General features: G+C 71.6%; 12 protein-coding genes. 3 read left to right on the top strand and 9 right to left on the bottom strand.

Annotated elements, in window-relative coordinates; all coding sequences use genetic code 11:
- Nucleotides 1-200: 200 nt before the first annotated feature.
- From E9998_RS07165 to E9998_RS07150, 3 genes are all read right to left on the bottom strand, one after another.
- Nucleotides 201-791: a DUF1707 SHOCT-like domain-containing protein gene (locus tag E9998_RS07165; RefSeq protein ID WP_158299722.1), complete on the bottom strand. Its 591-nt coding sequence runs from the start codon at nucleotides 789-791 to the stop codon at nucleotides 201-203.
- A 903-nt stretch (nucleotides 792-1,694) separates the two neighbouring features.
- Entirely contained in the window at nucleotides 1,695-2,540 is an 846-nt protein-coding gene (locus E9998_RS07155; RefSeq protein ID WP_136529019.1) for a hypothetical protein, read from the bottom strand.
- 185 nt (nucleotides 2,541-2,725) lie between these two features.
- Nucleotides 2,726-3,571, bottom strand: a complete 846-nt coding sequence (locus tag E9998_RS07150) for a hypothetical protein (protein ID WP_136529018.1) — start codon at nucleotides 3,569-3,571, stop codon at nucleotides 2,726-2,728.
- Nucleotides 3,572-3,994: 423 nt separating this feature from the next.
- On the opposite strand from E9998_RS07150, the gene E9998_RS25200 reads away from it, so the two are divergent.
- Nucleotides 3,995-5,095 (top strand): HEAT repeat domain-containing protein, encoded by a 1,101-nt coding sequence (locus E9998_RS25200; RefSeq protein ID WP_158299721.1) that lies wholly within the window; start codon nucleotides 3,995-3,997, stop codon nucleotides 5,093-5,095.
- A gap of 57 nt (nucleotides 5,096-5,152) precedes the next feature.
- On the opposite strand, the gene E9998_RS07140 is transcribed toward E9998_RS25200, so the two are convergent.
- Together E9998_RS07140 and E9998_RS07135 are read right to left on the bottom strand one after the other, a co-directional pair.
- On the bottom strand, nucleotides 5,153-5,851 hold the full coding sequence (locus E9998_RS07140) for a sensor domain-containing protein (RefSeq protein WP_136529017.1): 699 nt from the start codon (nucleotides 5,849-5,851) through the stop codon (nucleotides 5,153-5,155).
- Between the two features lie 106 nt (nucleotides 5,852-5,957).
- Nucleotides 5,958-6,368 (bottom strand): hypothetical protein, encoded by a 411-nt coding sequence (locus E9998_RS07135; protein WP_136529016.1) that lies wholly within the window; start codon nucleotides 6,366-6,368, stop codon nucleotides 5,958-5,960.
- Between the two features lie 281 nt (nucleotides 6,369-6,649).
- On the opposite strand from E9998_RS07135, the gene E9998_RS07130 reads away from it, so the two are divergent.
- Nucleotides 6,650-7,219: a hypothetical protein gene (locus E9998_RS07130; protein ID WP_136529015.1), complete on the top strand. Its 570-nt coding sequence runs from the start codon at nucleotides 6,650-6,652 to the stop codon at nucleotides 7,217-7,219.
- Here E9998_RS07130 and E9998_RS26680 read toward each other — a convergent pair.
- The 4 genes from E9998_RS26680 to E9998_RS07110 all read right to left on the bottom strand — a co-directional run bounded on the left by E9998_RS26680 (nucleotide 7,185) and on the right by E9998_RS07110 (nucleotide 11,514).
- Nucleotides 7,185-9,173, bottom strand: coding sequence for a TIR domain-containing protein (locus tag E9998_RS26680; protein WP_136529014.1), 1,989 nt, complete (start codon nucleotides 9,171-9,173; stop codon nucleotides 7,185-7,187). The genes E9998_RS07130 and E9998_RS26680 overlap by 35 nt on opposite strands.
- 156 nt (nucleotides 9,174-9,329) lie before the next feature.
- On the bottom strand, nucleotides 9,330-9,767 hold the full coding sequence (locus E9998_RS07120; protein ID WP_136529013.1) for a hypothetical protein: 438 nt from the start codon (nucleotides 9,765-9,767) through the stop codon (nucleotides 9,330-9,332).
- Between the two features lie 449 nt (nucleotides 9,768-10,216).
- Nucleotides 10,217-10,951 carry a DUF7873 family protein gene (locus tag E9998_RS07115; protein ID WP_136529012.1) on the bottom strand — a complete coding sequence of 245 codons (735 nt, stop codon included), beginning with the start codon at nucleotides 10,949-10,951 and terminating at the stop codon, nucleotides 10,217-10,219.
- 68 nt (nucleotides 10,952-11,019) lie between these two features.
- Entirely contained in the window at nucleotides 11,020-11,514 is a 495-nt protein-coding gene (locus tag E9998_RS07110) for a hypothetical protein (RefSeq protein WP_136529011.1), read from the bottom strand.
- 396 nt (nucleotides 11,515-11,910) lie between these two features.
- Between E9998_RS07110 and E9998_RS07105 the strand changes: the two genes are divergently transcribed.
- Complete coding sequence (locus tag E9998_RS07105) at nucleotides 11,911-12,645, top strand: hypothetical protein (protein ID WP_136529010.1); 735 nt, start codon at nucleotides 11,911-11,913, stop codon at nucleotides 12,643-12,645.
- The last annotated feature ends 82 nt before the right edge of the window (nucleotides 12,646-12,727 follow it).

Raw genomic sequence — 12,727 nt, 5'->3', positions numbered from 1 at the left:
GCCGCGGGTGACTACTCGACCACGGTTCGCGAGCTTCGCCGTGGCTGCGGCGCACGAAAGCGAGCCTATTGCGAGGAAGGTTCGGTGTAAACCCTCATATGAGGAGAATGCCGGGATCAGGCATGACTGTTATGCGGCCGTTACAAAGGACGATCCGCGGGCGGTTCATTCACTGAAAAGCGAGGCCCTTTCGGGCCCGTTCACCAGCGCCACCAGAGGAACCGGCGCTCGTACCGCACCGTCACCGAACTCATGTTGGCGCGGCCGGAAAGCACGAACCGCACTCCCGAAGCTCCCTTGTAGGGGGCCTTGTTCTCCACGGAGCTCATGATGGTGTTCGTGTCCTGGTCCGTCGCGTACGCCCCCGCGGGCAGCACGAGCTCCAGCGACGAAGCCGCCATGGCGAGCTTGATCTCGACCTCGCCGGACGCGATCGTCGCGTGCCGGCAGTCGAGCTTCACCGAGCTCATCTTGGCCTCCACGACGATCTTCTCCGGCACCAGCCAGTCGCCCGTGCGCTCCGCAGAGGACATGACGGGGTTGAGCCGCAGTTCCGGCTGCGGCTTCGGGGCGGGGGCGGGGGTCGGGATGGCGAGGGCCCCGGCGGTCTCGGGGAGGTCGGCGAGGAGGCGCTCGACCTCGCCGTAGGTGCGGGCCTCGTAGGCCTGGCGGGAGCGGTCGGCGAACTCGTCGAGGTCGAGGCGGCCCTCTTCGGTGGCGGCGTGGAGTCGGGCGAGGATCGCCTCGCGTTCGGCGTTCGAAACCCGCATGTTCGGGTCGGGCGTGACCATGGCGCTAACCTTCTCGTCGGACCGGGGTTGAGCCGCCGCGGCCGGCGCACGAGTCCGCCGTTGCACCATTCGTCGTAGTCGAACAGGTCGGGCTGGCGGATGAGCGCCTTCGTGTTGGAGGCCCAGAGTCCAACATACTGGTCGCGCGACTCGCCCGCCTTCTCGAGGAGCCGGTCGACGCGCTTGCGCGCGTGGACGCGGAACTTGGTGCGCACCGCGTCGCCGGCGTAGATGTAGAGGACATGGAGGGCGAAGGAGCGCTTCGGGCAGGTCGCGTCGGCCGCGAGTTCGAGCCAGGTGTCGACCAGTTCGTCGGTGGCGAGTGTCAGATCCCACTGCCGGCCCTCGGGCGCGACCGACTGCGGGTCGAGCGCCCACTCGCGGATCTCCTGCGGCGTGGGCACCGCCGGACGCGCGAAACCGGTGAAGGACCCCTCCGCCACGTGCGCCTCCGCCGAATCGAACAATGCTCGCAACGATCGTAACCGGTCGCCGCCCCGCACCAGGTCCACCGCCGAGGCAGGCCCGCCGGGCCTCACGGCGGGGCCCGTGATCCGACCCGGTTGAGGCGAGCCGCCCTCACCGCCGATGTTCGCCCTCCGGGGGGTCCCCTCCCCCCCCACCCACCCCTCTCCCCTCCCCTGATCGCCCCACCCCGAAACTCCGCAGCGGTGCGGTGGCCCGTTGCGGCCACCGCACCGCGCTGCAGGTGCCGCCCAGCCGGTCTCCCTGTTGGCCTTCACCTCATGAGAGCGACGGGTCGACCGGTTTCCGTCGCCGCCCACCGGGGCGAGCAGCTTCCTCGCTCGTACCTACCTGCCCGGCCCACCTTCCTGCCATTGGCTGTTCTCTTGCCGCGGGTCCGGCGGGCGGGAGGCGCCTTCCCGCTTCGCCGGCCCGGCCTCACCGCTGGAGTGCTTCGCTCACCGCCTCGATGCGCGCGTTGACGTCCTTGAGGCGGGTCGGGCTCGGATCCCAGCCGCGGTCGAGGAGGGTGTCGCGCAGGCGCAGCAGCCACGGGCTCGGCTCCTCCATCACGTCAGGGGCCGTCACGATCTCGATGCTCCAGCCGAGATTGCGGAGCACCACATGGCGCCTCCGGTCGGCGGTCTCGGCGGCGAGGCCCGAATGGGTCGCCGTGCCGTCGTACTCGACCCCGACCCGCCACTGCTCCCAACCGAGGTCGAGGAAGACCGACCGGCCGCTCGGCGACCGCAACCGCAGCTGCGGAACCGGCGCGGGCAGGCCCGCGTCGGCGATGAGGCAGCGGGTCCAGGACTCCATCGGCGACTCCGACCGCGGATCGGCCGCCAGCAGCGTCGCGTTCGCGCGGCGCAGCCGTTCGTCGTGCATCGGTTCGAGCGCGGCCGCCAGATCGCCCGAGTCGATGCCGGCCCGCAGGAACTGGTCGGCCGCGGCCACCGCCTCCAGCCGCGGCAGGTCCGCGGCGCAGTCCACCAGCGTCCGCGCCAAGGCGGTCACCGGCAGGCCGTCGACCACGGCGATGTCCGACAGCGGCGGGTCCGGCGAGCTCTCCACCGGCCAGTCGCGCTGGTCGCTCCCCGGCGGCAGCACATCGAATCCGTGGATCCATGCCGCCGTGCGGCCGGTCGCCACCTGCCTGAGATCGGCCTCGAAGACCGCCTCGAAGCGCAGCAGCAGGTCGTCCGCCGGCTCGGCCTCCGCCGAGGCGAAGAAGGGTTCGGTGATCGCGGGTGTCGTGGTGCGGTACATCGGCATCTGGCTCATGCATCAACTGTGGCCGGTCGGCGACACAGCGTCAACAACTTCTTCTCGCCTGTGGATAACTCTGCGTGAAGAGATTGTCGCGGCAGGTCAAGGCCTGTGGATAACTTCGGTGTGCGGGAAGCGGCTGCGCCCCGACACCGAAGGTGTCGGGGCGCAGCCGCGTCGAAACTACTGGCCAGGGCGCGTCAGGGCGCCCCGTAGACCAGGTCGTACAGCTTCCACTCGCCGTCCTCCTGGACCAGCGTGTACGTGTAGCTGAGGCTGAGGTCGTCGTCGGTGGCGGGGGCGGTGTCGTCCCACGTCCAGCCGGCCCAGGCCTGAACCTCGCTGTCGGTGCCGCCCTCGCGCTTGAGGCCCCAGATGATGAAGTCGTAGTCGTCCTCGGCCGCGAGCTTGGCGTCGAGGTCCCACTTCATGTCCTCGGTCGCGTCCGCGCTCACCAGCGACTCGAGCGTCGCGTCGTCATTCGAGTTGTACGCGAGCTGGTAGGTGATCGCCACGCCCACAGGGGAATTCGGGTCGTAGTCGTCCTCGGAGCTGATGGGGGAGCCCCAGCCCTCGATCGCCGCGGCGGCCTCGGTGGTCTCCTCCTCAGTGGGGGCCGCCTCGGTCTCCTCCGCGGTCGGCTCCTCCGAGGTCGCCTCGCCCGTGGTCGGGTCGTCCCCGCCGCCGGCCTGCGGGTCCTCGTCGCCCATCATGCCCGGGATGATCAGGACCGCGGCGATGCCCAGCACGACCACCAGGCCCACCACCACCGCGAGGATCACGGTCAGGTTCCCGCCCTGCTGTGCGGGCGGAATCGGCGGCGGCAGCACCGTCCCCGGCGCCGTCGGATAACCGGGCTGCACGCCCACCGGCGGCATCATCGGCTGGCTCGGCGGCTGCGTGTAGTTCGGCTGCGGCGGGTAGTGGCCAGGCTGCGGCGGCGGAGGCGTGCTCCCGTATCCCTGCATGTAGGGGTCACTGGGCTGCTGCGGCTCGGGTTGCAGCTGATACTGCGGGTTCTGGCCGCCGGGGGGCGGATACGTCATCGCTCTAACACGCCTCGTCTTCCTAGGGGGCACCGGACGCGGTGAATGGGCTCCACCGGGGGTTTCTCCCGATCGTACAGGCCCGGAGCGACCCCGACGCACCCAGAAAGACCAGGTCCGGACCCCCATCGGCGGCATCGGTCGCATACCGGCACGAACCGCACCCGCCGCCGCGCCGCTCCGGCGCCCATCGCACACCCTGTGCGACCGCGACTCGTCTTGGGGGACTACGCTTTATGCCCCAGCACTCCGCAGGCGGCCCCTCCACCTCGACGCCGAGGCCGCCCAGGAGACCGCGCCCCGCCGCGGCCGCCGCGGAGCCGTACCGAGCAGTTCTGGCAGCACTCAGCAACGCACCTACCCGAGGTTCGACGTATGGCGAATGCCAATGCAATGCGGCTTTGGACGCTCCGATTCTCCGCCGTGCTCGCACCGGTCCCGGTCGTCGAGCTCTTCGGCGTCAACCGACTGTGGGGCTATGGCCTCATCGGCCCCGCCATCGCCGCGACCTGGGCCACCGGCCGCTGGCAGCGCCGCCGCCGACTCGCCCGCCTCGGCACCGGCGCCCCCGCCGCCCCCGCGACCCGCACCGGATTCTGGGACGACGACCCCGAACCCGACCTCGCCGACGTCCCCGAGACCGCCATCGGCCTCGCCGTCTCCCTCGACGCCGCCGCCGTCCCCGCCGAACGCCGCGACCGCGCCATGGCCAACCTCGTCCGCTCCATCCAGAACGAGACCATCGACGCCGACCTGCGCGTACAGCTCATCCAAGACCTCGTCGACCTTGGCGGCAAGGACATGGCCATGCGCCTCTCCCCCGTCGCCGCCGCCTCCGATGTCGACGTCGAAGTCCGGCTCGAAGCCGCCGAGCACATGAGCCGCTTCAGCCTCGCCGAAGCCACCCGCGCCCTCGAAGCGATCGCCGCCGACCCCGCCGTCGACGGCAAATACCGCCTCGACGCCGCCAGCGCCCTCGTCGACTGCGCCGCGCGCCCGGCCGGGATCGCGCTCATGCAGCTGGTCACCGACGGTTCGGTGAGCGAGTACGTGCGGCACAGCGCGGCGAACATGCTGCGGCCGGTGGACGGGTCGTCGGCGGCGCTGGCGCTGCGGCATCTCGCGACGTCGCCGCTGGTGACGTCGCGGCTGCGGATCATCTGCGCGGAGCAGCTGGCGGAGTACAACGCGGGGGACGCGGAGAACGCGCTGTGGCGGCTGATCAAGGGGGTGGAGGCGATCATGGACTACCACTTGGGGATCGACGCGGCGGAGGCGATGCACGGGATCAGTCCGGAGGTCGGGGTCGAGGCGTACTCGGTGCTGGCGGCGGACGCGTACTTCCATTGGTTCGGGCGGATCGAGGCGGCGTTCCGGTTGGGGCGGTTGGGGGTGCGGGACGGGTTCGACCTGCTGAGCGATTTCGCGTGTGCGGAGGGGCTCGACGACGTGTACGGGATCGCGGCGTTGGACCGGTTGTTCCAGTTGGAGATCGAGTCGGGGACGCTCGACCAGGAGGAGTGAGTCCTCGGAGACGACTATGGGCGGCCGCGTGTTCGCGGCCGCCCGTCGTCGTCTCGTTCAGGCGCTGAGGCGTTCGTGGATGCGGGTGATCTCGGCTTCGGCGGCGGGGGAGCGGGTCGGCAGGTGCGGGGTGTCGTGCTCGGTGAGCGAGGCGAGGAGGCCTCGGGCGAGTCCGGCCTGGGTGAGGGCGAAGCCGCGGAGGATGAGCGGCAGGAGCAGGGCGAGGACGAGCCCGCCGAGGACGGCTAGGGCGGAGACGGCGGTGTAGGAGTCGCCCCAGCCGAGCCATCTGGTGGCGTGTTCGAGGCCGTCGCCGTCGCCGGTGGCGCGGCGGATCGCCCAGGCGTAGAGGGGGTAGGCGAGGGAGGCGAGGGTGGCGGCCCACAGGGAGAGGGCGACGGCGAAGCCGGCGATGGCGATGGGGAGGTTGATGAGGCCCCACAGGAGGTTGAGCCAGGACTGGCCGTCGGCGAGGGGCGCGAGGAAGCGGCGGACGCCGGTGGCGTCGGTGCGCCGGTAGTGCGGGGCGTGGACGGGTTCGCCGAGGACGGCGGCGAGCTGTGCGCGTCCGGCGGCGGCGAGGCCGCGCATGGCGTAGAGGGTGGCGGCGAGGATCGGGACGCCGACCCACACGACGGCGGTGCCGATGCCGGCGGCGAAGCCGGTGACGGTGATGGCGAAGGCGGGCAGGGCGATCGGGAGCGAGGAGAGCAGGTAGCCGGTGTCGGCGCCGAGCTGCTTGATGATCGTGTTCATACGGTCAATTCTCGGCCGCCCGGGGCTCGCTTACGAGCCTGCGAGCAGGCATTTCACCGGTAGGGCCTGCCTTACCGGTGTCCGGGGGGCGTTCCCGGCCCGGGTGTCAGAGGTCGGAGCCGGTGACTTCGCGGAGGCGGTCGAGGACTTCGCTGAGGGTCGCCTGGAGGCCGGGCAGTTCGGCGCGGAGCGCGTCCGCGTGTTCCCAGGCCTGTTCGTGGGTGAGGACGCCGACGCCGGGCGGGCGGGTGGAGAGGTGGCCGTCGAGGCGGGGTTGCCATTCGGTGAGGAACGGCCGCAGGGTCTCGGCGAGTTTCCCGGCGAGGAGGGCGACCTCGTCGTCGCGGTCGGCGGACCCGAGTTCCCTGATGGCGGCGCGTGCGGCGTCGAAGAGCGCCTTGAGCGACCCGATCGCTTCGCTGAGCAGGCCCTGTCCTTCGGGCAGGGGCCGTGTGGCGATGCGCGTCGACAGTTCGACCTGCAACGCGAACGCCGCCGCGATGGTCGCCTCGCTCATTCCCCGTCCTCTCGCCGGCCGGTGTGCAGGTGCCCATCGTAGGCCGCTTCGGCGATCCGGGCTACTTCGCTGCGCGCCAGGGGATCGGGCTGCGTCGGCTCCGCCGGGTCCGGCACGTACGGGCCGCTCGCGTTAGCGGAGGCTGGTTCTGATGCGCCCCTTGGACAATCGTGTTCCTGACACTGTGGCGGCGGGCACCGACGCGGACCTGCTTTCCCGGTATGCTGGTCATCTGCGGTCGAGAGTCGAATGTCGAGTGCCGATGAGGGGAGTCCGGGTCCGTGCAGGTCAAGGTGAACCTCCAGATCCCGTTCGTCGGCGGGATCGAGGGCACGTGGGAGCCCGACCGGGCCGAGCGGGACGCGGCCTGGGAGCTGTACGTCGAGATGATCACCCGTGTCTCGGTGGTGCCGCTCGGCGCGGACGAGGGCAAGGCCCGGGAGGCGCTGACCTCCTTCTATCAGCTGTTCGCGATCACCCGTGAGATCCTGCGGCGTCACGGGCCCGCGGTGGCCCGCGGCGGTTCGAAGAGGATCACGTTCGGGCGCATCGCCGTCGCGATGCTGAACGGTTCGGTCAGGCCTGTTCTGGCGACGTGGCATCCGCTGCTGGCAGCGCACGAGGAGCGGCGCCCCGACGGGGTCGACACGGTGGCGCACGAGCGCGGATGGGACCGCATCGACGAGCTGCGCGGCGAGATCGACAAGGTCCGCAGGAACCTCACCGACATCGCGGTGCTCTTGGGCGAGGTCGCGGGCGTGGAGTCGCTGCTGCCGGGCGACCTGGAGCTGCCCGAGCCGCGCGAGGGCGGTGCCGCTACGCCTCCCGCTTCACGGCGAGCAGCCCCTTGAGGACCAGCGACGCGATGAGGCTCGAACGGTGCGTGCCGGCGAGCGCGGCGCGTTCCTCGGCGTCGAGGCCGGGGTTGACGGTCGCGGACCGGAGCGCGGCGTGGAGGTCGCCGGTGTCGGGGCGGGGCGTGTCGACGGCGGCGAGGGCGGCGGCGCTGGCCCCGCCGAAGCCGCCCGCGAGGAACAGCGGACTGTTCGATGCGGCCGCGTGGAGGATCTCCTCCCAGACGCCCGGGCGGGGCCGCAGGACCGGGTCGTAGCGGCCGCCGACGGTCACGAGCGCGTCCGAGGCGGCGGCCATGGTGCGGCGGGCCGCCGACATGGCGATGGCCTTCTCCTGTTGGGGCAGTGGTGTCGGCGCCGGCTGGGGGACGGTGTCGCCGGAGGGGCCTAGGAGCACGGTCTCGCCGTTGATGCCCGCGACGGCGTCGAAGCGGGCGAGGTCGTCGGGGCCGAGCCGGGCGTGGACGCCGGCGGCGAGGAACACGCGCAGGACGGGGAAGCCGCGGCGCCCGTACTTCGCGGCCTGTTCGGCCAGGAGCCAGGTGAACCCGTCCTCGCGGAGGTCGCCGCCGTAGACGACGGTGCCGCCGGCGGCGAAGACCGCTTGGGCGATCTCGGCGACCGCGAGGCGGCAGTGGCGCTGGTCGAGGCCGAGCCGTTCGAGGTCGAAGCTGTCGGAGACCGACAACTGGACGCAGACGCCTTCCAGGGCGTCTTCGGGGAGGGGCGTGAACACGCCGGGGGCGTCGGCGCGAGTCTCGGCGGCGTTGATCTCGCGCTGGTGCACGATCCGGATGCCTTGGGGCAGTTCGGGGGAGCGCGAGAGCCGGTGGAGCATGGCGAGGTCGTCGGGGAACGCGCGCGGGCCGCTGTACACCCAGACGGGCGTGTCCGTGGCGCCGCGGGCGGCGAGCCGTTCGCGGTAGTGGTCGATGGTGACCATGCACGGCTGGGCGGTGGTGGCGACGGCGTGGCCGAGCGCGTCTTGGAGCGCGGCCCATTTGTACAGGTCGAGGGCGACCTCCAGGCTCCGGTCGACCAGGTGGTTGAGGGCCTGCTCGACCGGTTCGCGCAGGTCGCTCGAACTGGCGTGGGCGACACGGAAGTCGCTGGTGGCGAACGTGCGGTGCTCGACGCGCCCGGCGAGGTCGGCGACGCCGGCGATGGCCCGGTTCTCGGTCTTGGCGCGGATGAGCTCCCTGGCGGTGCTCTTGCTCTGGGAGTAGTGCTCGGTGATGACGGCGAGCATCGCCGACGCCTCCGTCCCCTCGTCGAGGCCTTCGAAGAGGAGCTCTCCCGGTTGGAGGCTCACGGCGTCGAAGAACTCGCCCATGTGCATGTCGCGCAGGACGTCCCGGACGACTTCGACGATGCCGTCCGGTTCGAGGTCCCGTTTGGCGTGGCTGACGAAGACCTTGATCGGGTCGGGCTCGCCGAGTGCGGTGTAGACGGTCTGCGCGCTGACGCGGGCGACTTCGCGGCACAGGACCGCGCCGTCGTCGAAGCTGCGCGCGTCGAGGGTGAGCCGCCGTTTCACGGTGTGCCACAGCGGACTCGTCATGATCCCGGCCGTCGGGGTCTGGAGGGCGGCGACCTTGAGCCGGTCGGCGCCGCCGTCGGCGGCGGCGAGCAGGTGGTCGATCGCGGAGGCCCAGACGGGGTCTTGGGAGTAGGCGCGGGCGAGGGCCGGCCCGAGGACGGGAACGACCGTGGTGAACCAGGCCTCGTCCATGCGGTCGGCGCCGCGTTCGAGCGCGGCGAGCCACCGCGGCGGCCCGGACTCGCCGTCCCAGGCGCGGCTGTGGAGGTACACCTCGACGCTGCCGCCCGCCATCGCGTCGGGCCGGTCGCGGTGCACGTGCTCCCAGAGTCGCTCGAACGGCCGCGCGGCCAGGCCGTGATCGCCGGGATGGCAGAGCACGATGACGTCGAGGCCGGGTTTGAGCAGCATGCACCGACAGTAGCGGAGCCGTGCCGCGACCGCTGCACCCGATTGGGCCGCAACGGGTTCAGATCCGGTTCCTCCACCATGGGCCGTCGCGTCGAGGCGCTCGTGCCTGAGGAACCACGCCTCCCCGAACCGCGCGACGGCGACTGAACGGACGGCTCAGCAGCGCCGGTGCCACCACGGGCCGTCCCTCATCGGATTGTTGAAAGTGCGGTCCAGGTACGCCCGGTCGATCGGGGCCAGGAGCCGGCGCAGTTCACGGGCGGAGCGTTTCGGCAGCACGTGCAGCAGCAGTTCCAGCTGGTCGCGGTTGTGCGGGCCCTCGCACCAGTCGCATCCGGGATTGAAGGTGTGGCGGAGCGGGCCGTAGGCGAGGCGCCGCCAGTTTCGGAACGCCTCGGCGGCGTAGCTCAGGCGGGCGTGTTCGCGTTCGAGGCGGACTATCGCGGCCCGGAGGGACCCGGAGGCGCCGGGAATGTTGAAGACCTTGCGGGCGGGGATGATGCGCTGTACGGGATGGTAATAGCGGAGGCGGCGCGCGTCGGGGAGGCGGCGGCGCTGCTGTGCGCGGACTCGCGCGGGCGGCCTACGCGGCATCGCCCTTTCTGTTGTCGCTCATACACACCATGATGCACCAGGGGTGCGGGGGAGGGTGGCGCGGCCCGGGTTGTTGACCTCAACACCGGGCCGCTGAGTCCACATAGTCGCCGCTGTGGCTTCTTACGCCGGCCTTTGAGACTGCTGCTAGCATCGCGCTCTGCCGTTGAGCTACCGCCGCATGTGGTGCGGCGGGAGGGATTCGAACCCCCAACCCCGATGTACAGGTGAGCCGGTCGCGAAGCCGCGCGGTGTGGAAAATGCTGAATCTAGAGCGAGAGCCTCAGTCTTCGCGGTCGCCTCTGCCTTTGGGCTACTCCCGGGCGGTCATGCCCGGGAGGAAGGGAATCGAACCCCCCACTCGAACCGCGCTCTATTGCGGCTGAACTTCAGTTTCAGCGTCGTCGGCGCTGTGCGCGCCACCCCTGCCGCTCAAAGCAGGGGAGTCTCTACTCGCCGAACAGGTACCCGAAGACCCTGTCGCCGATCTTCTCGTCCACGACCTCGGTCCCGTTGGCCTCCTCGCGCGCGAACTTCACCGCGAACTGGAGCTTCTCGAGCCGCTCGGAGAGCTGCGCGACCCGCTTGGCCGGGGCCGAACCGGAGAACCGCACCGTCGTCCAGTAGCCGACGGGGATGTCCTCGTAGTACACCTCGACCTGCGCCGGGTGCTCCTCGGTCGGCTCGGCCTTGACGTGGTTGCGCGGGACCTTCTTGGTGCGCACCGTCTTCACCGGGTCGGTCGCGAAGCAGTCGGCGGCGTCGTTGAACGCCCACGACTCGGCCGCGTCCAGGACCGGAAGCGACTTCACGAACGCCTGGAGCTCGGCGAGCTGCTTCTCCAGGAACAGCAGGTACGTCACCGGGACGTCGGGCACGAGCACCTCGCCGTCGACGACGACGTCAGCGGTCGCGACCGCGTTCGTGCGGTCCTTCGTGGCGGTCACGTCGAACAGGCGCGTCATCGCCGACGCGACCTCCCGCAGCTGCTCCTCGACCCGCCGCTGCACCTTCGTCGACTCCGGCGGCAGCTGCTCGCCCTCCTCGTCCTTGGGCTGGTAGGTCCGCGAGATGCCCGACAGGAGCGGCGCCTTCGACAGCTCGCGCCCGGCGTCGCCGAGCACGCGCCCCGCCTTCGCCTTGACGCTCTTCTCGATCGCGATGATCTGATTCAACTTCGTCACGGGTCGACCCTCACTTTCGCTCAACACCATAGGGTCCCGCCGCCAACACCGGCAACGCGATAACCGCCTCAGCGGTCGCACCAGCGCCGCGACGCCTCGGACATGAGCGTGCCGATGACGACCGCGGCCACGGCCGCGCCCAGGACCGCGCCGACCATCGCCGCGCCCTCGTTCGTCTGCGTCGGCGCCCCCACCACCTCGATGTCGGGCGTGACGACCCACGACACCAGCGACAGGGCCAGCCCCACCGCCTCCAGGATCACCGCGCCCTTGCGGGCCGTCGCGCTGCGCCGGGCGATCTTCACCGCGAAGACGCCGCGCAGCACCGTCCACACCGTGATCTGCACGATCGACACCACCAGCAGCGGCATGAACGACTCGGGCAGGATGACCTGCCCGTCGTCCTCCAGCGCGCCGAGCGTCGCCGCACCGAACAGGGACGCGAGACCCCCGCAGACGCCGAAGCCGACACCGATCCACAGCAGCACCACGGCCGCCCTGGTCGCACCGGGCATCGCCCCCGGCGCCGGACCGGGAGGGAAGGGAGGAAGGGGGTCGCTCATGACGTGCACTCCTGAAGGGGGGAACCGGCCCGGGGGCGGAAGGGAACGGCGAGGCGCCGGGGGAAGGCCGTGCGGCGCAGCGGCCGTGCCATTGAGTGACAGTGCCCTTCAGTGTAATGGCCCCGCGGCGCCGCCGCGCCTCCCCGAACGGCGGAATCGGGGGCCGCGAACAGGTTTCGAACCGGCCCCGCCCGGGGTATCCGCCCCACGGCCCGGAGGCCGACGCGGCCGCACCGGCCCGGAACGCCGCCGGGCCCTACGATGTGCGGAGGCCCGCCAGGAGCCCGATCGCGCCACGGCCCGGGCCGCCTCGCGGCGGCCCAGGCCGGCAGGGGGCGCGCACCGGGCGGGCCCGTCGGCCCTGCCCGGGCCGGCCGCACGCGGACGGAGGGGCGGATGATCACGCGACTGGCCGAATCACTCGGATACCGGGTGGTGGAGGTCGGCGACGGCGACGGCACCATCGCCGTCGGCGGCCACGACGGCGCCAGCGCCCTCCGCGTCGGCTGGCGGCCGGTCATCGTGGAGGGCTACACCGGCTCGGGCTCGATCGACCGGTTCGCCATCCGCTCCCGCGACACCCGCCTGCGCTCCTCGCTGCGGGTCCTGCGCGACCGCCTCGCCGCGACCGTCCCCGACGAGGACCCGGTGGGCCTGGCGCGGCCGCTGCTGGCGCTGCTGCAACCGGGGGACTACGGCGTGCGCGTCTGGCGTGACGCGAACGTCCACATCGAACCGTTCGGGGAGAACCGGACGGCCTGGTGGTACCCGTACGAGCCCATCGGCACCGAGGGCACCGCGGTCATCCCCACCGACCAGTGGCCCCCGCCCGACGAGGAGGCCCTCGCCGGGTACGCCGCCGCGATCGAGCGCGGGGAGCGGCCCCTGGCGGTCCTCCTGCGTTCCGAGCCGCCCGGCGACGAGCAGGACTGCGCCGCGTTCCTCCTCGACGGCCACCACAAGCTCGCCGCCTACCGCCGCGCCCAGGTCGCCCCGCACTTCCTCGACATCGCCCGCCTCGCCGACCGCAGGCCGTGCAGGCCCGAGGACCTGCGCGAGGTCACCGGCGGCGACCGGCGCCTCGAAGCGTCGGCCGCGAACCTCCTGCGCTACCTGGAGGGCGGACGCTGAGGCCCGGTCCTGAACGGGCCGTGCGGTGGCGGGTGCTCGGTATCGTCGGGTCCTACCTGATCACCCCTTCCCCGCCGGTGCG

Source organism: Glycomyces paridis (assembly GCF_004912155.1).
Classification (GTDB): domain Bacteria; phylum Actinomycetota; class Actinomycetes; order Mycobacteriales; family Micromonosporaceae; genus Glycomyces; species Glycomyces paridis.
This window is presented reverse-complemented; position numbering and strand designations above follow the sequence as displayed.